This window comes from Streptomyces naganishii JCM 4654, assembly GCF_014650575.1.
Taxonomy (GTDB): Bacteria; Actinomycetota; Actinomycetes; order Streptomycetales; family Streptomycetaceae; genus Streptomyces; species Streptomyces naganishii.
This window is the reverse complement of sequence record NZ_BMVF01000003.1, coordinates 44,626-67,150: the sequence shown is the minus strand read 5'-3', so window position 1 is coordinate 67,150 and position 22,525 is coordinate 44,626. Positions and strand designations below refer to the sequence as shown.

The window sequence follows — 22,525 nt, the reverse complement described above, 5'->3', positions numbered from 1 at the left end:
GTCGGGGTGGGTCGCCGCATGCCTATCGGGCCGCCGTGGGCGGGGAGAAATCGGTGGGAACCGGTTGGTCATGATCCGGACAATCGCCTACATGTCGTACAAGCTTGAACCAGGATGATCTTGCCGCGGATGCCCCCGGCAACGCTCCGGAAGGGGTAATTCCTCGCTCCCGCGGGTGTGTTCCGCGTGTTCTCCGGCGGGCCGCCGCGCCACCTGTGGCCCCGGTCACGCACGGAAACTGACGCGATCATGGAAGGCGGTGTGGCGTACGGGGCTCCCGCTGCCCTGCGAGGTCAAATGACCGCTTTCGGTAGTTATCAGGGGTTTGCGTGAAGGCCGCCTGTGTCGGTGGCGGGCCCGCCTGCCTCTATCTCTCCATCCTGCTCAAGCGCCAGGACCCGGCCCACGACGTCACCGTCCACGAGCGCAACCCCGAGGGCTCGACCTACGGCTGGGGCGTGACGTACTGGCACGGGCTGCTGGACCTGCTGCGGGTCTGCGATCCGGAGTCCGCCCGCGCCGTCGAGCAGTGCTCGGTCCCGCTGGAGCGACGGCGTCGGGCGCAACCACTACGTCTGGCTCGGCACGACCAAGGTGTTCGACGCGTTCACCTTCTCCTTCGTGGACAGCGGCCACGGCTGGATCTGGTGCTACGGCTACGGGTACGGCGAGGGACACAGCACCTGCGTCCTCGAGTGCGCCCCGCACACCTACACCGGCCTCGGACTGGGACCGGCTCGCCGAAGGCGACCAACTCGCCCTGCTGGAGGAGCTGTTCGCCGGCGTCCTGGACGGCCACCCGCTCATCGGCCGCGCCGCCCCGGACGCGGGCGCCGCGCCCTGGCCGCACTTCCGCACCCTCACCGACCGCACCTGGTACCGGGACAACCTCGTCCCGCTCGGCGACGCCGCCCACACCACGCACTACTCGATCGGCGCCGGCACCACCCTCGCGCTGGAGGACGCGATCTGCCTGGCCGGCGCCCTGCGCGAGCACACGAGCCTCCGCAGGCCCTCGCCGCCTACGAGAGCCGGCGGTGGACGGCCCTGCTGTCCGCGCAATGCGCGGCCCGCCTGAGCGCCCAGTGGTACGAGAACCTGCCCCGCTACATCCGGCTGCCCCCGCACCGCATGTTCGCCCTGCTCGGCCAGCGCCACTCGCCCCTGCTGCCGTACGTCCCGCCGCAGCTGTACTACGGCCTCGACAAGGCGGCCGGGCAGTTGGAGGCGCTGCGCAGGCTGAAGCGGTGGCTGGGCCGGAGGGTGGCGCGCTCGGTGCAGGCGCGGGCGGGGCGCGAGTGACACACTGACGCCATGGACGAACGTGAATTCCGCAGGTCAGGACAGCACGCCTCGGTCGTCGGACTCGGCACCTGGCAACTGGGCGCTGACTGGGGCGACGTGGACGCCAAGGACGCCGAGGCCGTGCTGGAGGCCGCCGCCGAGTCGGGCGTGACCTTCTTCGACACCGCCGACGTCTACGGCGACGGGCGCAGCGAGCAGACCATCGCGACCTTCCTCAGCACCCGGCCGGACCTGCACGTGCTGGTCGCCACCAAGATGGGCCGCCGCGTCGAGCAGATCCCGGAGAACTACGTCCTGGACAACTTCCGCGCCTGGAACGACCGCTCCCGCCGCAACCTCGGCGTCGACCGCGTCGACCTCGTGCAGCTGCACTGCCCGCCGACGCCCGTGTACTCCAGCGACGAGGTGTTCGACGCGCTGGACGCCCTGGTCGCCGAGGAGCGGATCGCCGCCTACGGCGTCAGCGTCGAGACCTGCGCGCAGGCGCTGACGGCGATCGCCCGGCCGAACGTGGCCAGCGTGCAGATCATCCTCAACCCCTTCCGCATGAAGCCCCTGCGCGAGGTGCTCCCGGCCGCGCGGGAGGCCGGCGTCGGCATCATCGCCCGCGTGCCGCTCGCCTCCGGGCTGCTGTCCGGCAGGTACACCAAGGACACCGTCTTCGCCGCCGACGACCACCGCACCTTCAACCGGCACGGCGAGGCCTTCGACCAGGGCGAGACCTTCTCCGGCGTCGACTACGCCTCCGGCGTCGAGGCGGCCGCCGAGTTCGCCGCCCTCGCACCCGAGGGATACACCCCGGCGCAGACGGCACTGCGGTGGATCGTCCAGCAGCCGGGCGTCACCACCGTCATCCCCGGCGCGCGCTCCCCGGAGCAGGCCCGCGCCAACGCCGCCGCCGCCAAGCTGCCCCCGCTGCCGAAGGAGACCCTCGCGGCGATCGACGAGCTCTACGAGCGCCGGATCAAGGACCAGGTCGAGCACCGCTGGTAGCGGGCGCGCCCGTCACGGCTCCAGACGCAGCTGCCGTTCCTGCTCCTGGTCGCCGGGGGCGGTGCCCTCGTCGTGCGCCGTGAAGGCGCGGGCCAGCGTCTCGCTCGCCCGGCGCACGGACTCCGGGGTGCCCTGGACGGTGACGGTCACCGGCGCGGAGAGCCGGCCGCCGCCCTCACCGCCCCCGGGGGCCGCGCCGGCCGGGTCGGCGGAGAAGGTGGCCGTGCGGACCGTCGCGTCCTCGTCGGCGGGGAGCCGGTCGGGCGCCCCGAAGGCGCCCTCCAGGGCCTTCACCACCGCCTGGGCGTCGGCTACACCGCCGCCGTCGAGCGTCACCGTGAGCTGCGTGCCGGGCATCTGCCCAAACCTCCTCGGCCGGTCCGTGTGGGTCACGCAGCCGTGTAACCCCCGGGCCCTGCCTCAAACAGCCGTCCGGCCGGGCACGATTTACGTGCTTCGGGGAACTCGCGATGGCATGGGGCCGGGTTCGCGGAACGGGGAGGCGGCATGACGGTGACAGGAGACGACGTGGAGCGGCGACGGGGGCGCGACGAGACCGAGGAGGAGAGAGCCGACCGCATGTGGGTCGAGCTCATCCAGGAGGTGCGGGTCGCCCAGACCGGTGTGCAGATCCTCTTCGGCTTCCTGCTCACCGTGGTCTTCCAGCAGAAGTACGCCACGCTCGGCGCCACCGACAAGACGATCTACATCGTCACCGTCGTCCTGGGCGCCACGGCCACCGGCGCGCTCATCGGGCCGGTGTCCCTGCACCGGCTGGTCTCGGGCCGCCGGGTCAAACCCCAGGCCGTGCGCTGGGCCTCCCGGCTGACCTTCGTCGGTCTCGTCCTGCTCCTGGCCACCATGGCCGCCTCGCTGCTGCTGATCCTGAGGGTGGCGACGAACGGCGGCTTCGTGCCCTGGCTGGTCGCGGTCGTGGTCCTCTGGTACGTGCTGTGCTGGTTCGTCCTGCCGCTGTGGACCCGGCGCCGCTACACCTCCCGCTGAGACCCGCCCGCGAAGATCTCCGCCAGGAAGCCGTCGGCGCCGAAGTCCTCCTCGCCGGGGGCGACCACGTCGTGCGTCTCGCGCAGGAACGCCGACACCGCCGGCGCCCACACGAACACCGTCGCGTGGTGCCGTCCCCCGTCGGGGTGGGCGTTGCCGTAGAACTCCATGCACAGTTCCTCCCACGGGCCGTCGGACTCGGGGCGGAAGCGGACGTCGCCGAGGCCGACCGGCCGGGTCAGCCCCTCGCCGAGCATCTCGCGGTCCAGGGTCCACCGGGCGAGCACCCGGCCGTCGTGGCTGAAGACGACGGTGACGGCGAACGGGTCGCCGGCGTCGTAACTCAGGTGGGCCAGCACGGGAAAGCGTTCCGTGTCGCCCGCCTGCAACTGCACGACGAGACTCTTGTGCACGTAGGAGTTCACGAGAGGGGCCTCCGAGGGCATCAGGACGTAGAGCCCTCTAGTACCCCCCAAACGCGCAAGATGCTCAGGCAAGCGGGTGATTCACCGAACACCGCCCCGCGCGGTCCGCCGAAGCCGGTCAGCGCAGGGCGTCGCGCAGCGCCGGCAGCAGCGTCTTCGCCGACCATTCGAGGAACGCGTCCTGGGTCTCGCCGCCGATCTGCACCAGCGCGATCTCCGTGAACCCGGCCTCGGCGTAGGGGCGTACGGCCTCCACGAAGGCGTCCGGGTCGTCGCCGCACGGGATCGACCCGGCCACGTCATCGGGGGTGACGAACTGGGTGGCGGCCTCGAACGCGTCCGGGTGGGGCAGTTCGGCGTTGACCTTCCAGCCGCTGCCGAACCAGCGGAACTGCGCGTGCGCCCGCTTGACCGCCGTGTCCCGGTCGGGGTCGTAGCTGACCGGCAGCTGCCCCACCCGCGGCTTGCCCTCGCCGCCGTGCCGGTCGAACGCCTCCAGCAGCCCCGCCTTGGGCTCGGTGGCGATGACCAGGTCCGCGAGGTGGCCGGCGAGCCGGCAGGACTGCTCGCCGGAGACGGCGATGCCGATGGGCGGCGGCTGGTCCGGCAGGTCCCACAGGCGCGCGGAGTCCACGTCGAAGTGGGCGCCGTGCCGGGTGACATGACCGCCCTGGAACAGGGCGCGGATGATCTCGACGGCCTCCTCGAGCATCTCGTGGCGCACGTCGACGGGCGGCCAGCCGCCGCCGACAACGTGCTCGTTGAGGTTCTCGCCCGCGCCGAGCCCGAGCCGGAACCGGCCCTCGGACAGCAGCTGAAGCGTGGCCGCCTTCTGCGCCACGACCGCCGGGTGGTAGCGGAAGGTCGGGCAGGTCACGTACGTCATCAGCGGAATGCGCGAGGTCGCCTGGGCGGCCGCGCCGAGGACGCTCCAGGCGTACGGCGCGTGCCCCTGCGAGCGCAGCCAGGGAAAGTAGTGGTCCGAGGTCACCGAGAAGTCGTAGCCGGCCTCCTCCGCCCGCACCACGTGTCCGACCAGTTCACGCGGACCGGCCTGCTCGGTCATCATCGTGTATCCGATTTGCACCATGAGGGCCGGGTCCCCGGCTCACGGCGGGCGGAAACGGCGTTCTGGGGCCCGGCCGCACGCCGCCCGGCCGCACGCCGCGTGGCCGGGCGGGGCGCGTTCACACGTGTGCCGGGCGGAAGGTGTCCAGGAAGACGGTGAGCGCCTGCTTGTCCGCGGCCGAGGCGAAGACGCCGGCCGGGGTCGTCCAGCGCAGCGAGAAGCCCTTGCCGCCGCCGAGCAGGAAGCCCCGGCCGAAGGTGTGCACCCGGTCCTCCCCGCTGCCCGAGAGCCACTCCATGTCGGCCGCCCGGTGGCCCTGGTACGTCGTGGCGCGGATGTCGCCGATCCGCACGTACCCGCGATGCCGCCGCAGATCCGGCTCGACGTCCTCCCGCCACACCACGACCGGGTCGGGGCCGACGCGGTCGCTGTAGGTGACGGCGAGGGTGCGGTCGTCCCCGCCGGCGCCGAACAGGACCCGGTAGGACCCGTCGGGCGCGCGCGTGGTGCGCAGCCGCCCCCAGCCGGCGGGCAGGGCGACGGAGAAGCCCTCGGGGGCGGTGTAGCGGCGGTACCCGGAGGGCAGCGCGCCGGCCGTGGCGGAGGGGGAGGGGGAGGCGGACGGCGAGGCGCCGGTCCCGGTCCCGGTGCCGCCGGCGGAGGCCGAGGCCGAGGCGGTGGGCGGTTTCCCGGTCCGCGCGGAGGCTGCGGACCCGGAGGTGCCGGTGCCGGGCAGTTGGTGGGTCACGGCGAGGACGGCCACCGCGACCGTGACCACGGCGAGGGTGGTGCCCACGGCCATGGTCCGTCTGCTCCAGTTGCGGCCCGCCTCCCGGGCGGCGGCGTACACACCGCGCAGCCGGGGCCCAGGGAGCGGGGGCGCCACGGTGCCGGGGTCCTCGTTCGTCACGCGGGTGAGCGCCTCGCGGACCACGGGACGGGTCAGCCGCTCCCTGGAGTCCTTGCGCAGCAGGCCCTGTACGGCCTGGGTGAGCGGCCCGGCCCGCACCGGGCCGCGCAGCGGCAGCCGGTCCACGCTCCTGAGCGTGGCCTCGATCCGGCCGCGGTCGCGGAACGGCGGCCGCCCCTCGACCATCGCGTACAGCATCGCGCCGAGTGCCCACAGGTCGGCCGCCGGGCCGACGCGCTCGTCGCGGGCCTGCTCGGGGGAGGCGTACGAGGGCGCGGTGATACGCGGTGCCAGGGTGGCGCCCGCGAGCCCGAAGCCGGTGACGACCACCCCGCCCTGCTCGCGTACGAAGACCTGCCCGGGATTGAGCTCGCCGTGGGTGATGCCCTCCGCGTGCGCGGCCTCCAGTACGTCGAGGACGTCGACGCCGATGCGGGCGGCCCGTACGTAGTTGAACAGGCCCTCGGTGGCCAGGAGTTCGCCCAGCGGGGTGCCGTCGATCCACTCGGTGACCGTCCACAGCGCGTCCGCGCCGACGACGGCGTCCACGACGGTGGCGATACGGCCCGGCCGCAGCAGCCCCATGGTCTCCGCGGTGCGCATGACGCGCGCGGTGATGCGGCGGGCGCTCTCGGGATCCACGCCGGCCGGGAGCGTGGTCCGCGTCAGCAGCCGGGGGCGCTCCGCCGCCACGTCCTCGCCGTACCAGCAGACCTGGTTCGTCTCACGGTGGATGACCTCCAGGAGCCGGTACCGCCCGGCCACCAGGTCCTGTGCCGACACGTGTCCCTCGACCATGGTCATCCCTCGCTGAACCCCCGGTTTACGCCTTCCCCAGAGGTACGAAGGCGGAGACCGCATCTGTTCAAAGGAACCGCGTCCGAAGGCTGTTGCTGCCTTTTATTCAGTCGCTGTAGAGCGTGTGTGCGAGGGAATCTCATTTCCGGGTGCGTTCCATGGACCGAACGCACCCGCGCCGACCTCTGGTAACCATCGGTAAACAGCGTGCGGTGGCCGAATTCCGCCCGGGTGATCCCCTGTGACGCCTCAGCGCAGTCCGAACCTCTCGGCCCAGGACATGATGTCGGCCGTCGTGGCGTTGCCCCCGCACACCACCAGCCCGAGCCGGGCGCCGGACCCGATCCGCTCGCGGACCTGCCGGGCGGCCGGGAGCAGACAGCCCGCCGCCGGCTCGGTCCACACCTTGGCGTGCCCGGCGAGGTCGAGGCAGCCGCGCACCGCCTCCCGGTCGGAAACCACGAGCACCTCGTGGACCAGGGCCGAGACATGGTCGTACGTCGACTGCGAGACGGCCGGCGCGCTGAGCGTCGTCACGATCGAGGACAGGGCAACCGGGACCGGGCCGCCGGCCGCCAGCGCCTCGGACATGGCCTGGGCGCCCTCGGTCTCCACGCCCCAGATCCGCACCCCGGGCCGCAGCGCGCGCAGCGCGGCGGCGACGCCCGAGATCAGGCCGCCGCCACCGATGCTGACCAGGACATCGGTGAGTTCACCGGCGTCCGCCGCGAACTCCAGGCCGACCGTGCCCTGTCCGGCGATGACCACCGGGTCGTCGAAGGGGTGCACGAGGGTCAGCCCCTCGTCGCGCAGCCGGGTCGCGGTGGCGAACGCCTCGTCCATGCCGTCGGTCAGCCGCACCGAGGCGCCCGCCTCCTCGGCGATCGCCACCGACCGGGCCGGCGCCGACCTCGGCATGACCACCGTGGCTTTCACATGGAGGGCGGCGGCCATCACGGCGAGCGCGATGCCGTGGTTGCCGCCGCTGACCGCGACGACGCCCGCCGCCCGCTCGGCCGCGCCGAGCGAGAGCAGCTTCGCCGTCGCGCCGCGCGCCTTGAACGAGCCGGTGCGCTGGAGCAGTTCGAGCTTGGCGGTGACCGGTGCGCCGAGCAGCTCGGACAGGCCGGGGCTCGGCACGGCGGGGGTGCGCACGATGTGTCCGGCGATCCGCTCGGCCGCGGTTTCGATCTCCGAGATGCCGATCAAGGCCCTTCACCCTTCCGGCACGGAACCCACGACCGCACCGACCCGACCTTCACCCACCGAACCGTCCCAGGTCAACACGGGGACCCGTCGCGCGCCCCGGCCCGCTCCGGCGGGTTTCACAGGTCGCGGTCGAGGAGGAAGGCGGGCAGGGCGCGCAGCAGGGCCCCGGCCGGCGGGTGCGGGGCGGCCGAGTCGAGGGCCTCCCCGGCCGCCGCGATCCGGTTGCGGGCCTCGGCCAGCGCCAAGGTGCGGCCGCCGGCCGCCTCGACGAGCGCGGCCGTCCGGGCCGGGTCGGCGTCCGACTCCAGCAGTGCGGCGAGGCGCCGGCTGTCCGGGCCGGGCACCTCCAGCGCGGCCAGCACCGGGTAGGTCTTCTTGCGCTCGCGCAGGTCCGCGTGGACCGGCTTGCCCGTCACCGCCGGGTCGCCCCACAGGCCCAGCACGTCGTCCACGATCTGGAAGGCGACCCCGAGGTGCCGTCCGGCGCGGTCGAGGGCGTCGGCGCGCGCGGGTTCCGCCCCGCCGAGCACCGCGCCCAGCGCCATCGCGCAGCCCAGCAGCGAACCCGTCTTGTGCACGGCCATCGTCCGGTACGCCGCCAACGACACCCGCTCGCGCCCGGTCCAGGGCCGGGCGGCGAACAGCAGGTCGTCGGCCTGGCCGCGCAGCAGGTCGGCGAGGGTCGCGGACAGCCGGCGCAGGGCCCCGGGGCCGGCCGGGGCGGCGGCCAGGGTCTGCACGGCGAGCGCGAACAGGGCGTCACCGGCCAGGACCGCGGGCCCGGTGCCGTAGGCCTTCCACACGGCCGGGCGGCGTCGCCGCGTCGCGTCGCCGTCCATGATGTCGTCGTGCAGCAGGGAGAAGGTGTGCACCAGCTCCACCGCGACGGCCGCCGGCACTCCGGCCGCACCGGGCGCGCCGGCCGCCTCGGCCCCGAGCACCGCCAGCGCCTGTCGCACCCCCTTGCCACCCGGAGCGGCCGCCGGGGCGCCGCCCACCTCGCACCATCCGAAGGCGTACGCGGCCATCTCGCCGACCCACGGGTGCAGCCGCCCGACCGCCTCGCCGAGCGCCGGACGCACCAACGCCCGGCAGCGGTCCAGCAGTTCGGGCACGGCGACCGCGGCCGGCGCGGCCGCGGGCCCCGCGCTCACCGGCCCGCCCGCACGAAGGACCCGGTCTCGGGCGCCCGCTCCCCGCAGAACTCCTCCTGCGCCCGGCGCACCATCTCCAGGGCGTGGCGCAGGCCGATGCGGTCCATCGTGCGGGCCAGGCCGGCGAGTTCGGCCGCCGTCTCGGCGCGGTCGCGGCCGAGGTGCGCGAGACACTTGACGAGGCCGAGCCGGGAGAGGGCCTGTCCGCGCGGCTCGGCGATCGCCTCGAACTCCGCCAGCGACTCCTCGTACATCGCCCGCGCCTCGGCGTGGCGCCCGGCGCGGTACAGGACGTTGCCGCGCATCTTATGGTTGTAGGCGAGCGCGCTCGACAGCCGCATCGCCCGGCAGCTCTCCTCGGCCCGCGTGAGCAGTTCCAGCGCCCGCTCCGTGTCGCCGTCGCGCACCGAGACGACGTCGGCGAGCCCGCGCAGCGCCCAGGCGTGGCCGCGCCGGTCGTCGGCGTCCTCGGCTATCGCGGCCGCCTCCTCGAACATCGCGTACGCGGTGTCGTAGGACCCGGTGTTGCGGTGCATCTGCGCGATGCCCTCCAGGGCCCACACGGTGTGCCGCGCCTCGCCGCGCCTGCGGGCCTCGGCGAGCAACTGCTCGTGCAGCCGGCCCACAGCCTCGTAGTCGCCCTGGATCCGGCCGGTCTCGGCGAGGCCGGCCAGCGAGTAGCCGCGTACGACCACGTCCCCGCCGCGCTCGCCGAGCTCGGCGGCGAGCCCCAGCAGCCGCCGGGCCAGCGCGAACGCCCCGCGCTGCCGGGCCAGGGTGCCGCCGCTCCACAGCGCCCAGGCCATCGCCGCCGTGTCCCCGGCCTCCCGTGCGGCCCGGTAACTGGCCTTCCAGGCCCGGTCCGCATCCCGCACCTGGCCGAGCCGGCGGTGCGCCTCGGCGACGGCGAGTCCGGAGCGCGCCGCCTCCCCGTGCCGCCCGGCCCGCTCGGCGGCCGCCAGTTGCTCGTGGCCGGCGGCCAGCACATGGTCGAGGGAGGAGTTCACGGACAGGGAGGTGAGGGGGCCCTGGTATTCCGGGGCGAAAGCCTTGCCGTACATGCGTGCCTTCCTATACACAACGCGTATACATGATGTGCATAGCAGGACGGGGATACGGCCGCCGGGGTTGCCCGTGCGACGCGGATCACCTCGGGCCGGGCGTCAACTCCCTCAGTTCTGCTGGGGTTTGTGCGGTGTCGCCTCACTCGGCCGGACGACGGCGTACCCCTCGCCCTGGAGCATCAGCTGAACCGCCTCGCCGGAACCCCCGCGCAGCATCGAGCCGATCGACTGCGAGCGGTGCAGCGAGGTCCGCAGCCGGGCCGTCCAGCCCACCACCGCGTCGGTGTCCACGTACACCGGTTGCTGCGGGCTGACCGGTATGACGAGCGGGTTGCCCTCGCAGACCAGGCCCAGCCGCCCCTGCCCGGTGAACACGCTGTTGAACAGCCCGCCACCCGCTATGCCCGACCCCTTCACCGTCCTGATCGCGTAGGACAGCGAGGAGTCGAAGCACAGCACGTTGCGTCCGTTGACGGTGAACTCGTCCCCGGCTTCGAGGTCCACCACGAAACAATTCTGCGCCTCGTGCGCGAACCAGGCCTCGCCCTGCCCGCGCACGGCCATCAGCGGCAGCCCCTCCCCGGTGACCGCGCGCTTGAGCATGCCGCCCACGCCCTGGCCCTTGCGCTCGAACTGGAGGCTGCCCCGGAAGGCCACCATCGAGCCCTGGCGGGCGAACATCTCGCCGTTCACCGTGTACTTCAGGCACTTGGCGTTCTCGACGGACATGCCCGGCGCGGTCGCGGGCCCCACCACGTGCTCGCTGGAAAAGAGATCACCCTTCATGCGGGCATCGTGGCCCGGAGGGGCCCGTTCCGCCAAGATCACTGGGCGAAGTCGTTCACCACCTTTCGCCCGTCGGCCGGTACCGCCTCGCGCGCCTTCGCCTTCTTGCCGCAGAACGCCGACTCCAGGGTCCGCAGCATCGTCAGGTGCACCGCGCTGTTGTTGGAGGTGTTCACCATCGCGCTCAGGCTGCGCCGGCCGTCCTTGGAGGCGAACGCGTAGGTGTAGAAGCCCTGGACGGCGCCGGTGTGCCCGTACACCGACACCCCGCACGACAGGTCGCGGCGGCGCAGCCCGAGGCCGTACGCCTGTGCCGTGCCCGCAGGGATCCAGCGCTCCATCTCGGCGAGCTGCGCGGCGGGCAGCAGACGTCCGCCGAGCAGGGCCGACAGGAAGGTGTCCAGGTCGCGGACGGAGGAGATGAGGGCGCCCGCGCTCTGCGCCCAGGAGGCCGTCTGGTCGGTGGCGTCCACCAGGCTCGCCTTCGCCTCGTCCGGGGTGAGGTAGCCGTGGGCGTGGCGGCCGGGGATCCTGGTGTCGGGGTGGACGTAGAAGGTGTCGGTGAGCTTGAGCGGCTTGATGATGCGGTTCTCGTACTCGGTGCGCACCGAGTGGCCGGTCAGCTTCTCCACCAGCATCCCGGCGACGACGAAGTTGGTGTTGGAGTACGCGTAGACGGCGCCGGGCGCGTGGGTGCGCGGGTGCTTGAGGGAGCGCGCCACCAGGTCGCGGTAGGTGAAGACCTTGGTGCGCACCGCCTCGAAGCCGCTGACGGTGTGCGCGAACATGTCGTTGGTGTAGTCGTACAGCCCGCTGCGGTGGCTGAGCACGTGCCGCACCGTGATCCGGTCGTCGGGCAGCAGGCCCGGCAGGTAGTGGTTGACCGAGGTGTCGAGCCGCACCTTGCCCTCGGCGGCGAGCTGCAGCAGGACGACCGCGGTGAAGGTCTTGGTGACGCTGCCGATGCGGAACCGGTCGGCGGTGCTCATCGCCTCCCCGGTGCGGCGGTCGGCGACGCCCTCGGTGGCCCTGTGCACGACCGCGTGGTCGTTCCAGGCCGTGGGGTGGTCGTCGATCCGCGCCATCGCGCCGGGCGCGCCCTGGCCGAGCGCGGTGCGCAGCAGGCGGCCGAGCGCCGCGGTGTCCGGCGCGGGCAGCGCGGTGGCGGCGGCGTCCGGGCGGGTCCCGGCCGTGCCCGCCCGGCCCTGGAGCGCGTGCGCCGGCCCGGCCGCCAGGGTCAGCACCAGCGATCCGAGTACCGCACTCCTGCACATCGTCCGTGAGGTCATACGAGTCCTCTCCCGTCTCCGCTCGCGCGTGGGTCCGTGCGAGATCGATCACATCGGGGCAACGCAACCATCTCTCATCGCGTCACATCTCCACGGACGACACACAGTTGGTCATCCGCTGATCACTGAGTGGGGTGGATTGGCAAAGGATTGCCATGGACTGCGCGGAATGGATCATTCGTGCTTTACATGTGCATGACTGATCCATAAGGGTTCGTTGGCGGGGCCCGACCAGCCCCCATGGCGCAACGCCGCCATGTCCCGGGGCGGTTGGCGATCCCGGCCGCCTTCACTGACGAAGGAATCCTCAAGAGTGCACAGACCCCACATACGCACCGTGGCGGTCGCCGTCGCGGTGGCGACGGCCGCCACGGGGCTGGCCGGCACGGCGCTCGCCCTTCCCGGCGCGGGACCGGACAGCGCAGCGGCGGCCACGTCCGCCGCCGCCCCCGTCGTGCAGGCCGCCCGCGCGGCCGCCTTCGCCCACGCCTCGCAGACCGGCGTCGGTCAGGGGGACGACCTGCGGGCCCAGGACGTCATGCTCGACCCCGAGGGCGCGCGCCACGTCCGCTTCATACGCACCCACCAGGGCATGCCGGTCCTCGGCGGCGACCTCGTCGTCCACCTCGACCACGGCCTGGCCTACACCGGTGTCACCCGGGCCGCCGGCCACGACGTCGAACCGGCCACCACCAAGGCCAAGCTGACGCCCGAGCAGGCCGCGGCCAAGGCCGCCTCCGTCGCCAAGGGCGACGCGGGCACCGCCCACCTCGTGGTCGACGCCCGCGGCGGCGCCTCCGCCCTCGCCTACCAGGTGCAGGTCACGGGCAGCGCCACCACCGAGAGCGGGGGCTCGCGGACCGTCGTCGTCGACGCCCTCACCGGCAAGGTGCGCAGCAACACGCCCGACAGCGACGAGTTCCTGTCCCCGAAGCTGATCGAGGCCCTGCGCGAGCGCGGCGAGACGCTCGACCCCGCCACGGACAACGCGCCGCTGCCCTCCGGCCTCACGGCCGCCGGCAGCACCGCCGTCACCTACCCGCGCACCGTCACGGGCTCCGGCTCGTCGCTGTTCGTGGGCACGGTCTCCCTGACCACCACCCAGACGGCCCGCACCAGCTTCCTGCTCAAGGACGCCACCCGCTACGGCACCGAGACGCGGGACGCCAAGAACAAGCTGCTGGAGAACTTCTCCAAGGGCACGAAGATCACCAGCACCACCAACAAGTGGGGCAACGGCTCGGTCTCCAGCCGCACCAGCGCGGCCGTGGACGCCCAGTACGGCATCACCAAGACCCTGGACTTCTACAAGAAGACCTTCGGTCGCAAGGGGATCGCCAACAACTCCAAGGGCGCCCAGGCCATGGTGCACTTCGGCAACAAGATCGCGAACGCGTTCTGGGACCCGACGTGCAACTGCATGCTGTACGGCGACGGCGACGGCACGATGTTCAAGAAGCCGCTGGTCGCCCTCGACGTCACCGGTCACGAGCTGACCCACGGCGTCGTGGAGGCTACCGCCAAACTCGAGCCGACGTACGTGGACGCCAACGGCAACCAGTTCGGCGAGCCCGGCTCGCTGAACGAGTCGCTGGCCGACATCTTCGGCTCCAACGTCGAGTTCTACGCCAACAACCCGAAGAACCCGCCGAACTACCTGATCGGCGAGAAGCTGGGCCTCGCGCAGAAGTTCCTCCGGCGCCTGGACCACCCCTCGCTCGACAAGCTCGAGGGCACGATCGACTACTGGTCTGCCAGCACCTACTACACCGAGGTGCACGCCGGCTCCGGCGTCTCCTCGCACGCGTACTACCTGCTCGCCGAGGGCAGCGGCAAGAAGACCATCGGCGGCGTCGCCTACAACTCGCCCACCTACGGCGGCCTTTCGGTGAAGGGCATCGGCCGCGCCAAGGCCACCGCCATCTTCTACCGGGCGCTGACCCGCTACATGGTCTCCACGACCGACTTCCACGACGCGCGCGTCGCGACGCTGAAGGCGGCCAAGGACCTCTACGGCGCGAGCAGCACCGAGTACAAGACGGTGGACCGGGCCTGGGCCGCCGTCAACGTCACCGCCGCCAACACCCCGGCGGACCGTCACTGACGCGTCCGCACGGCCGGCCGGCCACGCTGACACGGGGATGCCCCGCCCTCGGGCGGGGCATTCTCATGCCGGGCTCAGCGCAGCGTGTCCGCCCAGTTCGCCGGGACCCGGCCCGCCGGTCCCGGAACCGGCTGGCCGACGGGGTGGGAGGCCGGCGGGGCGAGCTCGGGGCCGGAGTCGTACAGCTCGTCGGTGTCGTAGTTCCAGAACCAGGACTCGCCCGGCTCGTAGCTGCGGATCAGCGGATGCCCGGTGGCCCGCCAGTGGGCGGTGGCGTGCTTGGCGGGGGAGTCGTCGCAGCAGCCGATGTGGCCGCACGCGGCGCAGCGGCGCAGGTGGAACCACCAGCTGCCCGCCGCCTCGCACTCCACGCAGCCGCTGCCGCTCGGCGGCACACTGGTGTCGATTCCGTCGGTGCGGCCGGTTGTGTCGTTTCCCTGGTCACTGGTCATGCGGGCTCCTCGGACGTGAGCGGGACGCCGTCGGCGGACGGGTCCGGCGCCGGGCCGTCCCCCTGCGCCGCGGCCAGCGGCAGCAGGACCTGGAAACGCGTGTCGCCCGGCACCGACTCCACCCGCAGGGTGCCGTGGTGCTTGTTGACGACGATCCGCCAGGAGATGTCCAGGCCCAGACCGGTGCCGTGGCCGACCGGCTTGGTGGTGAAGAACGGGTCGAAGATGCGGTCGCGGATCCCGGCGGGCACCCCCGGCCCGGTGTCGCCGAACTCCACCAGCAGGTGCTCGTCCCGCCGCGCGGTGCGCACCGTCAGCGTGCCCTCGCCGCCGGCGTCCCGCATCGCGGAGACCGCGTTGTCGATGAGGTTGGTCCACACCTGGTTCAGCTCGGCCGGATAGCAGGGGATCCTCGGCAGCGCGCGGTCGTAGTCCTTGGCCACCGTGATCCGCGAACCGATCTTGCCCGACAGCATCAGCAGCGTGCTGTCCAGGAGTTCGTGCACGTCGGCCACCTGGTAGGGGGCGCGGTCCAGCTGCGAGTACTGCTTGGCGGCGTCCACCAGGTGCGAGACGCGGGTGGTGGAGTCCGCGATCTCGTCCATCAGCAGCTCGGTCTCCACCGTGTAGTTGAGCCATCCCACGGCGCCCGGCAGGATCTCCGCGTCCACCGCCGCCGCGACCTGCTCCAGCCAGTCCACGTCGAGCCCCGCCTGCACGAAGGTCGGCGCGAGCTGCCAGCCCTGCTCGATGCCGTGGTCCTCGAGCCAGTCGGTGAGGGCGTCCTCCCGGTCGGCGGCCTCCAGCGGGGTCAGCGCGGGCGCCTTGGCGACCCGCTCGGCCGTGCGCTCCTGGATGTCGATGAGCCCGGCCAGCTGGTCGGGGGAGAAGGGACTGCCGGCGATGACGGCGAGCTTGCGCCGCATCTTCGCCACCCGCTCCCGCAGGGACGCCGTCGCCCGCACCGCCGCCGCGGCCGGGTTGTTGAGCTCGTGCGTCAGCCCGGCCGACAGCGAACCGAGCGCCAGCAGCCGCTCCCGCTGGCCGATCGCGGCCTGGGTGTTCTTCGACCCGAAGAACAGGCCCTCCAGAAGGTGCACCGCCATCGGGAACCACTCGCGCATGATGCTCGCGAACGTGTCCGCCGGCAGCACGAAGAACCGTGTCGGCGCGGTCACCCGCATCGAGTTGTTGTAGACCTGCCGCACCCGGTCCCCGATGTACGCCTGCATCGCGCCCGCGTACACCCCGCGCTGCGAGGTCCGGGTCACCTCCACGTCGTCCCCGCCGACCCGGCGCGAGAGCACCACCGTGCCCTCGAGCATCACGTAGAAGCAGGTCGCCGGGTCGCCCTCCGCGTACACCGGGCCGGGCTCGAAGCCCTCCACCCGGCCCTCCGCGCACAACCGGCCCAACTGCTCGGCGGACAGCTTCTCGAACAGGAACAGCGACCCGATCTCCTGCGCGCTGCACGGCAGCGGCCGGCCGCTCACGACTGCTCCAGGTACCGGTGGACGAGCATCACGGCCATGGCTCCCTCTCCGACGGCGGAGGCGACGCGCTTGGCGGACTCCGCGCGCGCGTCGCCCGCCACGAACACGCCCGGGACGTTCGTCTCCAGGTGGTACGGCGGCCGGTCCAGCTCCCAGTCACCGGGCGGCCGCCCGTCCGCGGTCAGGTCCGGCCCCGCCAGGATGAACCCGCGCTCGTCGCGCAGCACCGTGCCGTCCAGCCAGTCGGTCAGCGGGGCCGCGCCGATGAACACGAACATCCAGTGCGCGTCCACGCGCTCCGTCTCGCCCGTAGCCGTGTCCCGCAGCGTGAGCTGCTCCAGATGGTCCGTGCCGTGCGCCGACTCGACGACGGTGCCGGTGCGCACGTGAATGTTCGGCGCCTCCTCGATCTGCTGGATCAGGTAGTACGACATCGACGCCGACAGGGACGCGCCCCGCAGCAGCAGCGTGACCGACTTCGCGCCCCGGGACAGGTACATCGCCGCCTGGCCCGCGGAGTTGGCGCCGCCGACGATGTAGACGTCCTGGCCCTGGCAGGCCGGCGCCTCGGTCAGCGCCGAACCGTAGTACACCCCGCAGCCGGTGAGGTCCGCGCAGCCCTCCGCCGCCAGCTGACGGTACGACACCCCGGTCGCCAGGATCACGCTGTGCGCGGCGACCGCCGAGCCGTCCGAGAAGCGCACGGTGCGCGCCGCGCCGTTGACCTCCAGGCCCGTCACCTCGCGCGTGGTGAGGATCTCCGCGCCGAACTTCGCCGCCTGCCGGCGCGCACGCTCGGTCAGCTGGGCGCCCGAGACGCCGTCCGGGAAACCCAGGTAGTTCTCGATGCGCGAGCTCTGGCCCGCCTGGCCGCCGGTGGCCGAGCGCTCCACGAGCACCGTCCGCAGCCCCTCCGAGGCCCCGTACACGGCGGCGCCGAGTCCGGCCGGACCGCCGCCGATCACCACCAGGTCGTAGAAGTCCGCCGCGGGCGTGGTCGCCAGGCCCACCCGGGCCGCGAGCTCCGGCGCCTCCGGCTCCACCAGCGGCGTGCCGTCCGGCGTGACCACCAGCGGCAGCCGCTGCCCGTCCTGCCCGGCCGCCAGCAGCAGCCGCCGGCCCTCGGGCTCGTCGGAGGAGTACCAGCGGTAGGGCACCTGGTTGCGGGCCAGGAACTCGCGCACCTCCGAGGAGCGCGCGGACCAGCGGTGACCGACCACCTTCGTGCTCGGCACCGGACGGTGGTCGCTGCGCCGCCACGCCTGGAGCAGGTCGTCCAGGACGGGGTACAGCTTCTCCTCGGGCGGGTCCCAGGGCTTGAGCAGGTAGTGGTCCAGGTCGACGACGTTGATCGCGTCGATCGCCGCGCCCGTGTCCGCGTACGCGGTCAGCAGCACCCGCCGCGCGCCCGGATACACGTCCAGGGCCTGCTCGAGGAACTCGATGCCGTTCATCCGCGGCATGCGGTAGTCGGCGAGGATGACGGCGACGAGGTCGCCGCGCAGCTTCAGCTCGCGCAGGGCCTCGAGCGCCGACTCGCCGGACTCCGCGCGCACGATCCGGTACGACTGGCCGTAGCGCCGCCGCAGATCCCGGGCCACGGCGCGGGAGACCCCCGGATCGTCGTCCACGGTCATGATGACGGTCCGCGCGGGCTCCGCGACCTGTGTCATGTGTGAGTCACCCCGAGCACTCGGATCGGCGGCCGGCACGCCCCCGTCGTCTCCGCGCCGACTCCCGCCCATCGTATGTTCGATCGCCCCGCGGCGCTCACGAAAAGCACCGCGCCCGCGACCGCGGACGGCGGGGTGGCGGGGGGTGCTCCCGGACCGGGCGGGCGGCGTGGGGAAGACTGGGACCGGCACATGTGGACCGACCCGAGGAGGCAGACGGCATGACGCGCCCGGTCACGGCAGGGGTGGACGGATCGCAGGAGAGCCTCGCGGGGCTCTCCTGGGCGGCCCGCGAGGCGGTGCGCCGGGGGCTGCCCCTGCGCGTGGTGCACGCCTGGCGCTTCGAGGTGCACGACGCCTTCGACCTCGGCGACCGGGAGGCGCAGCGCGACCTGGTGCGCACCGCGGTCGACACGACCGTACGGACCGTCTGCGAGCGGCACCCCGAGCTGACGGTGACCACCGACGTCGTGGAAGGCGCGGCCGCCGAGGCGCTGGTCGCCGCCGCGGCCGACGCGGAGCTGCTGGTCCTCGGCTCGCGCGGACAGGGCGCGCTCGTCGGCTTCCTCGTCGGCTCCGTGGGACAGCAGGTGGTCGCGGAGTCCGCGCGGCCCGTCGTCCTGGTGCGGGCCGGGGACGAGGCGGCGGCGGAGGCCGGCGGCCGGGAGATCGTGGTCGGCCAGCACGGCGCCCCCGAGGACAGCGCCGAGGCCCTGCGCTTCGCGTTCGAGACGGCCGCCGCCCGCGGCGCCACCGTCCGCGCGGTGCGCGCCTGGACCCTGCCGCCGGTCTTCGCCTACAGCCCCGGCTCGCTGCGCCTCCTCGACGAGGCCGGGGGCCTGGAGCCGTACGAGAAGAAGGGGCTGGCCGCCGCGCTGGAGCCGTGGCGCGAGCGCTTCCCGTCCGTCCCCGTCGTCGAGCACGTGGAGATGGGCAGCGCCGGGCAGGTGCTGCTGTCCGCGGCCGGCCACGCCCAGCTGCTGGTCGTGGGACGCCGGGCCCGCCGTACCGCCGTGGGCGCGCGGATCGGCTCCGTCGCGCACGCCATGCTGCACCACGCCGGCTGCCCGGTGGCGGTCGTCCCGCACACCTGAGTTCAGTCCCCGGCCGGCTCCGGCGTCCTGCGGGCCGCGGGCAGGATGTTGTCCACGTAGTCCCGCACGGCCGTGTCCAGCCCGATGTCGTGCTGGGCCCGCTCGGAGAGGTACCACCGGTGCTCCAGCACCTGGTGGTACAGCTCCGCCGGGTCCATGTCGCCGCGCAGCTCGCGCGGCACGGCCCGCACGGCCGGGCGGAACACCTCCCGCACCCAGCGGTGGGCCAGCACCTCGGGGCGGGCGGCGTGGGGGTCCCCCCTGCTCGAGCGCAGCCGAGAGCTTGGGGGAGGGTCGCCCGGGGCGTAGTCGTCCTGGGTCGCCATCCAGCTCTCCAGGTCGGTCAGCAGCCGCCGGGCCTGGTTCTCCTCGGTGTCCAGACCGGTCAGCCTGAGCAACTGCCGCTGGTGGTGGCCGGCGTCGACGACCTTGGGCACGAACGTGACCGTGTCGCCGGTCGGGGAGGACTCGATCTGCATCTCGGCGACGTCGAAGCCGAGGTCGTTCAGCCGGCGTATCCGGCGCTCGATGTAGTGGTGCTTGCCCGCCGGATAGACCGACGTGCGGGTCAGCTCCTGCCACAGCCCCCGGTAGCGGGCGCAGATCTGCGCGCCGAACCCGACCGGGTCGACCGAGGGGTGCAGCGCGCCCGAGGCCTCCAGGTCCAGCAGCTCCCCGCTGATGTTCACCCGGGCGAGGTCCAGGTCGTACTCGCGCTGGCCGTCGCTCAGCCGACGGTGCAGCTCGCCGGTCTCGGCGTCCACCAGATAGGCGGCGTACGCGCCCGCGTCGCGCCGGAAGAGCGTGTTGGACAGCGAGCAGTCGCCCCAGGCGAACCCGGCCAGGTGCAGCCGCACCAGCAGCACGGCGAGCGCGTCCATGAGCCGGTGCATGGTGGCCGGCCGCATCGTCGTCTCGAACATGGAGCGGTACGGCATCGAGCCGCCCAAGTGCCGTGTGATCAGCACCGGTTCCAGGGGCTCGCCCGCGCTGCCGGTGCGGCCGGTGACCACCGCAAGGGCGTCCACCGCGGGGATGCCCAGCCGGTCCAGGTCCCGCAGCAGCTCGTACTCGCGCAGCGCCGGCCGCTCGGCGAGCTCCTTGACGGCGACGGTCTCCTCGCCGGCGCGGGCGTAGCGCACCACGTGCCGGGAGATGCCGCGGGGCAGCGGCACGAGGTACTCCTCGGGCCACTCCTCCAGCGGCGTCCCCCACGGCAGTTCGAGCAGGAGGGCCGGGTGCTCCGGGTTGGTGGCGCTGATCTGCAAGGCCATGGCACGCAGCCTAGACGGGTGCCGCCCGGCGCACCTGCAGTGCGTGTTCCCTGGCCCGCTGCGCGGCCAGCCTCACCGGTCCGTGGTGCACGGGGCCGTGCCCGGGCAGCATCACGTCGGCGTCGAGCCGCTCGAGCGTCGCCAACGAGGCCAGCGCCTGGGCGCGTTCGTGGTGGAACATGTCGGGCAGCAGCTGCGGCCCCCGGATGCGCGAGGTGGGGTGGCCGCTCACCAGGGCGTCGCCGGAGATCACGACGCCGGAGTCGGGCAGGTGGAAGACCGCGTGGCCCTTCGTGTGGCCCGGGGTGTGCACGGGCACCGGCCTGCCCGGCAGGTCCAGCGCGCCGGTCACCGGGAACGCCTCCGGCACGGTCACCGGCACGTGCGCGGTGCCGCCCACGCGCAACGCGTGCACGACCCAGGGCAGCACGCCCGGCCGCCAGCCGTTGCGCAGCACCTGCCCGACGCTCACCTGGTGCAGGAACTCCCGCCGGGCGTGCGGGACTTCGGCCTCGTGCAGGTGCACAGGAGTGCCGTAGGTGCGGCGCAGGTACTCGGCGGAGCCGAGGTGGTCGTTGTGGGCGTGGGTGATCAGCACGGCGGCCACCGCCTCGGGCGAACTGCCCACCTCCCTCAGGGAGTCGAGCAACCGCTGCCGGTCGCCCGGGTAGCCGGTGTCGACCAGCGTGGCCGCGTCCCCCTCGGTCACGATCACCCAGTTGGTGTTGCTGCCGTGCACCAGGTAGGTGTTGTCGGCGACTTGCCGCATGTCCGTCCGCATCGATCTCCCCGCATCCCCGGGCCGCTGCCCGACGGCACAGCCAACCAGACGCGCTCACGGTCCTGACAGGGGGTGCTCGCTCCGCCCGCTTCCCTCTCAGCGCACACCCGACGGCCGGAACTGGACGCTGATCCGGGGCTCGCTGACGCGGGCGCTCTTGGGCACGCAGTGCTCCCAGGTGCGCTGGCAGGAGCCGCCCATGACGATCAGGTCGCCGTGCCCGAGCGGCCGCCGGACCGTGGCGCCGCCGCCTCCCAGCGGGCGCAGCAGCAGGTCGCGGGGTGCTCCCACGGAGAGGATCGCGACCATGGTGTCCTCGCGCGCGCCCCGCCCGATCCGGTCGCCGTGCCAGGCCACGCTGTCCCGGCCGTCGCGGTAGTAGCACAGCCCGGCGGTGACGAAGGGCTCGCCCAGCTCGCCGGCGTAGTGCGCGGACAGGGCGTCGCGCGCCTCGGCGAGCACCGGGTGCGGCAGGGCGTCGCCGGCGCCGTAGAAGCTGAGCAGCCTGGGGACGTCGACGACGCTGTCGTACATCTTCCGGCGCTCGGCGCGCCAGGGGACCTCGGCGGCCAGGCGCTCGAACAGCTCGTCGGCGCCCGCGAGCCATCCCGGCAGGACGTCGATCCAGGCGCCGTGGCCGAGCACGGTGCGGCGCAGCCCGTCCAGCGGGCCGAGCCGGAGCTCGTCGGCCTGGTCGAACAGGGAGCCCTGGAGGTGGTGCGCGGTCATGGGTCCGAGCGTACCCCTTAATCGAATACATGTTCCTGTCGCGTGCCGGTGGACAGGGAGTGGACAGGGAGTACGCGGACGGCGGGGTCTTGAACGGCGACCGCGGTGATCTTCGGGCGTCCGAATTCCCGAGGTGGCGGGCCCTTTGGATACACGGGTGTATCGGATACATTCATGCATCGAGGAAGGGGGTCGGGCATGCCGGTACGCGACGAGGAACGGCGCGAGGGCGGTGCCGCGCGCGTCACCAGGCGCCGGGCGCGCACCCGGGCCAACCTGCTCGACGCCGCCTTCCGGGTCTTCGCCGCCAAAGGCTTCGGCCGGGTGTCGATCGAGGAGGTCTGCGAGGCCGCCGGCTACAGCCGGGGCGCCTTCTACTCCAACTTCGCCACCCTGGACGAGCTGTTCTTCGCCCTGTACCGGGAGCGCGCCGACCTGATCGCCGACCAGGTCGCCGGGGCGCTCGCGGTGGACGGCCCAGACCTGGACGTGCCGGCCGCGGTCGACCGGGTCACCGAGGTGCTCCTGCTCGACCTCGACTGGCTGCTGGTCAAGACGGACTTCCTGGTGCACGCCGCCCGCGACCGCTCCGTCGCCCGGACCCTGCTGGAACACCGCGCCCGGCTGCGCGCCGCCGTGGCCGACCGGCTCGCCCGGGCCCGCAGGCACACCGCGCTGCCCGCCGTGCTCGGCGACGCCGACGGCGCCGCCCACGCGGTCGTCGCCGCCTACGACGGCGTCACCACCCAGCTGCTGCTCGACAAGGACGTCGACGGCGCACGCGCCTGGCTCAAACAGCTGCTCACCGCGCTGCTCACCGGCGGCGAAGGCGGCCCACCGCACCCTGTGCACCCCGTAGAGCCCGTACACCCGGTGCACCCCGAACATCGGACACGAGAAAACTGAGGAAGGAGACGG

General features: G+C 73.1%; 20 protein-coding genes and 1 pseudogene. 6 read left to right on the top strand and 15 right to left on the bottom strand.

All coding sequences use genetic code 11. The features are described 5' to 3' along the window. The first annotated feature begins 329 nt into the window (after positions 1 to 329). Positions 330 to 1,302 (top strand): annotated as a pseudogene (locus IE217_RS05750) (FAD-dependent monooxygenase). 12 nt (positions 1,303 to 1,314) lie between these two features. After that, positions 1,315 to 2,298 carry an aldo/keto reductase gene (locus tag IE217_RS05745; protein ID WP_190176619.1) on the top strand — a complete coding sequence of 328 codons (984 nt, stop codon included), beginning with the start codon at positions 1,315 to 1,317 and terminating at the stop codon, positions 2,296 to 2,298. A 12-nt stretch (positions 2,299 to 2,310) separates the two neighbouring features. Here IE217_RS05745 and IE217_RS05740 read toward each other — a convergent pair whose 3' ends face one another. After that, a complete protein-coding gene (locus IE217_RS05740; RefSeq protein WP_190176618.1) occupies positions 2,311 to 2,655 on the bottom strand; it encodes a hypothetical protein in 345 nt (114 codons plus the stop codon). A gap of 150 nt (positions 2,656 to 2,805) precedes the next feature. On the opposite strand from IE217_RS05740, the gene IE217_RS05735 reads away from it, so the two are divergent. Continuing rightward, positions 2,806 to 3,303, top strand: coding sequence for a DUF6328 family protein (locus IE217_RS05735; RefSeq protein WP_190176617.1), 498 nt, complete (start codon positions 2,806 to 2,808; stop codon positions 3,301 to 3,303). On the opposite strand, the gene IE217_RS05730 is transcribed toward IE217_RS05735, so the two are convergent. The 8 genes from IE217_RS05730 to IE217_RS05695 form a co-directional block, all read right to left on the bottom strand. Then, complete coding sequence (locus IE217_RS05730) at positions 3,288 to 3,728, bottom strand: SsgA family sporulation/cell division regulator (RefSeq protein WP_190176616.1); 441 nt, start codon at positions 3,726 to 3,728, stop codon at positions 3,288 to 3,290. The two genes, IE217_RS05735 and IE217_RS05730, sit on opposite strands and share 16 nt — an antisense overlap. A gap of 118 nt (positions 3,729 to 3,846) precedes the next feature. After that, complete coding sequence (locus IE217_RS05725) at positions 3,847 to 4,818, bottom strand: LLM class F420-dependent oxidoreductase (protein ID WP_190176615.1); 972 nt, start codon at positions 4,816 to 4,818, stop codon at positions 3,847 to 3,849. A gap of 97 nt (positions 4,819 to 4,915) precedes the next feature. Then, a complete protein-coding gene (locus IE217_RS05720; protein WP_190176614.1) occupies positions 4,916 to 6,511 on the bottom strand; it encodes a serine/threonine protein kinase in 1,596 nt (531 codons plus the stop codon). 243 nt (positions 6,512 to 6,754) lie between these two features. After that, positions 6,755 to 7,714 carry a threonine/serine dehydratase family protein gene (locus IE217_RS05715; RefSeq protein ID WP_190176613.1) on the bottom strand — a complete coding sequence of 320 codons (960 nt, stop codon included), beginning with the start codon at positions 7,712 to 7,714 and terminating at the stop codon, positions 6,755 to 6,757. Between the two features lie 116 nt (positions 7,715 to 7,830). Then, the gene (locus tag IE217_RS05710) at positions 7,831 to 8,868 is read right to left on the bottom strand and encodes a polyprenyl synthetase family protein (protein WP_229865058.1); all 1,038 of its coding nucleotides are present in this window, start codon (positions 8,866 to 8,868) and stop codon (positions 7,831 to 7,833) included. Beyond that, positions 8,865 to 9,929 carry a tetratricopeptide repeat protein gene (locus tag IE217_RS05705; RefSeq protein ID WP_190176612.1) on the bottom strand — a complete coding sequence of 355 codons (1,065 nt, stop codon included), beginning with the start codon at positions 9,927 to 9,929 and terminating at the stop codon, positions 8,865 to 8,867. Before IE217_RS05705 ends, IE217_RS05710 begins: the two co-directional genes overlap by 4 nt. Before the next feature lie 111 nt (positions 9,930 to 10,040). Then, positions 10,041 to 10,718, bottom strand: coding sequence for an AIM24 family protein (locus tag IE217_RS05700; RefSeq protein ID WP_190176611.1), 678 nt, complete (start codon positions 10,716 to 10,718; stop codon positions 10,041 to 10,043). A 38-nt stretch (positions 10,719 to 10,756) separates the two neighbouring features. Continuing rightward, positions 10,757 to 12,007, bottom strand: a complete 1,251-nt coding sequence (locus IE217_RS05695; RefSeq protein WP_373297962.1) for a serine hydrolase domain-containing protein — start codon at positions 12,005 to 12,007, stop codon at positions 10,757 to 10,759. A gap of 313 nt (positions 12,008 to 12,320) precedes the next feature. Between IE217_RS05695 and IE217_RS05690 the strand changes: the two genes are divergently transcribed. Beyond that, the gene (locus IE217_RS05690) at positions 12,321 to 14,111 is read left to right on the top strand and encodes a M4 family metallopeptidase (RefSeq protein WP_190176610.1); all 1,791 of its coding nucleotides are present in this window, start codon (positions 12,321 to 12,323) and stop codon (positions 14,109 to 14,111) included. A gap of 74 nt (positions 14,112 to 14,185) precedes the next feature. Here IE217_RS05690 and IE217_RS05685 read toward each other — a convergent pair whose 3' ends face one another. From IE217_RS05685 to IE217_RS05675, 3 genes are read right to left on the bottom strand one after another with little or no spacing between them, the layout of a single operon-like run. Beyond that, positions 14,186 to 14,563 (bottom strand): UBP-type zinc finger domain-containing protein, encoded by a 378-nt coding sequence (locus IE217_RS05685; RefSeq protein WP_190176609.1) that lies wholly within the window; start codon positions 14,561 to 14,563, stop codon positions 14,186 to 14,188. Then, positions 14,560 to 16,056 carry an ATP-binding protein gene (locus tag IE217_RS05680; protein WP_190176608.1) on the bottom strand — a complete coding sequence of 499 codons (1,497 nt, stop codon included), beginning with the start codon at positions 16,054 to 16,056 and terminating at the stop codon, positions 14,560 to 14,562. The genes IE217_RS05685 and IE217_RS05680 overlap by 4 nt, the downstream gene beginning before the upstream one ends. Continuing rightward, a complete protein-coding gene (locus IE217_RS05675; RefSeq protein ID WP_190176607.1) occupies positions 16,053 to 17,729 on the bottom strand; it encodes an NAD(P)/FAD-dependent oxidoreductase in 1,677 nt (558 codons plus the stop codon). Before IE217_RS05675 ends, IE217_RS05680 begins: the two co-directional genes overlap by 4 nt. Before the next feature lie 221 nt (positions 17,730 to 17,950). Between IE217_RS05675 and IE217_RS05670 the strand changes: the two genes are divergently transcribed. Beyond that, the gene (locus tag IE217_RS05670) at positions 17,951 to 18,823 is read left to right on the top strand and encodes a universal stress protein (protein ID WP_190176606.1); all 873 of its coding nucleotides are present in this window, start codon (positions 17,951 to 17,953) and stop codon (positions 18,821 to 18,823) included. 2 nt (positions 18,824 to 18,825) lie between these two features. Here the strand turns inward: IE217_RS05670 and IE217_RS05665 are convergent, their stop codons facing one another. The 3 genes from IE217_RS05665 to IE217_RS05655 form a co-directional block, all read right to left on the bottom strand. Continuing rightward, the gene (locus IE217_RS05665) at positions 18,826 to 20,097 is read right to left on the bottom strand and encodes a DUF4032 domain-containing protein (RefSeq protein WP_190176605.1); all 1,272 of its coding nucleotides are present in this window, start codon (positions 20,095 to 20,097) and stop codon (positions 18,826 to 18,828) included. Positions 20,098 to 20,107: 10 nt separating this feature from the next. Continuing rightward, positions 20,108 to 20,878 (bottom strand): MBL fold metallo-hydrolase, encoded by a 771-nt coding sequence (locus tag IE217_RS05660; protein ID WP_190176604.1) that lies wholly within the window; start codon positions 20,876 to 20,878, stop codon positions 20,108 to 20,110. A 96-nt stretch (positions 20,879 to 20,974) separates the two neighbouring features. Then, positions 20,975 to 21,607 (bottom strand): alpha-ketoglutarate-dependent dioxygenase AlkB, encoded by a 633-nt coding sequence (locus tag IE217_RS05655; protein ID WP_190176603.1) that lies wholly within the window; start codon positions 21,605 to 21,607, stop codon positions 20,975 to 20,977. 198 nt (positions 21,608 to 21,805) lie between these two features. Between IE217_RS05655 and IE217_RS05650 the strand changes: the two genes are divergently transcribed. Beyond that, positions 21,806 to 22,513, top strand: a complete 708-nt coding sequence (locus IE217_RS05650; RefSeq protein WP_229865057.1) for a TetR/AcrR family transcriptional regulator — start codon at positions 21,806 to 21,808, stop codon at positions 22,511 to 22,513. Positions 22,514 to 22,525 lie beyond the last annotated feature (12 nt).

Bases quoted from the DNA above. Each gene is read 5' to 3' on its own strand.
- IE217_RS05745 (WP_190176619.1), top strand. From the start codon at position 1,315: ATGGACGAACGTGAATTCCGCAGGTCAGGACAGCACGCCTCGGTCGTC.
- IE217_RS05740 (WP_190176618.1), bottom strand. From the start codon at position 2,655: ATGCCCGGCACGCAGCTCACGGTGACGCTCGACGGCGGCGGTGTAGCC.
- IE217_RS05735 (WP_190176617.1), top strand. From the start codon at position 2,806: ATGACGGTGACAGGAGACGACGTGGAGCGGCGACGGGGGCGCGACGAG.
- IE217_RS05725 (WP_190176615.1), bottom strand. From the start codon at position 4,818: ATGGTGCAAATCGGATACACGATGATGACCGAGCAGGCCGGTCCGCGT.
- IE217_RS05720 (WP_190176614.1), bottom strand. From the start codon at position 6,511: ATGACCATGGTCGAGGGACACGTGTCGGCACAGGACCTGGTGGCCGGG.
- IE217_RS05705 (WP_190176612.1), bottom strand. From the start codon at position 9,929: ATGTACGGCAAGGCTTTCGCCCCGGAATACCAGGGCCCCCTCACCTCC.
- IE217_RS05700 (WP_190176611.1), bottom strand. From the start codon at position 10,718: ATGAAGGGTGATCTCTTTTCCAGCGAGCACGTGGTGGGGCCCGCGACC.
- IE217_RS05695 (WP_373297962.1), bottom strand. From the start codon at position 12,007: ATGACCTCACGGACGATGTGCAGGAGTGCGGTACTCGGATCGCTGGTG.
- IE217_RS05685 (WP_190176609.1), bottom strand. From the start codon at position 14,563: ATGACCAGTGACCAGGGAAACGACACAACCGGCCGCACCGACGGAATC.
- IE217_RS05675 (WP_190176607.1), bottom strand. From the start codon at position 17,729: ATGACACAGGTCGCGGAGCCCGCGCGGACCGTCATCATGACCGTGGAC.
- IE217_RS05670 (WP_190176606.1), top strand. From the start codon at position 17,951: ATGACGCGCCCGGTCACGGCAGGGGTGGACGGATCGCAGGAGAGCCTC.
- IE217_RS05665 (WP_190176605.1), bottom strand. From the start codon at position 20,097: ATGGCCTTGCAGATCAGCGCCACCAACCCGGAGCACCCGGCCCTCCTG.
- IE217_RS05660 (WP_190176604.1), bottom strand. From the start codon at position 20,878: ATGCGGACGGACATGCGGCAAGTCGCCGACAACACCTACCTGGTGCAC.
- IE217_RS05655 (WP_190176603.1), bottom strand. From the start codon at position 21,607: ATGACCGCGCACCACCTCCAGGGCTCCCTGTTCGACCAGGCCGACGAG.
- IE217_RS05650 (WP_229865057.1), top strand. From the start codon at position 21,806: ATGCCGGTACGCGACGAGGAACGGCGCGAGGGCGGTGCCGCGCGCGTC.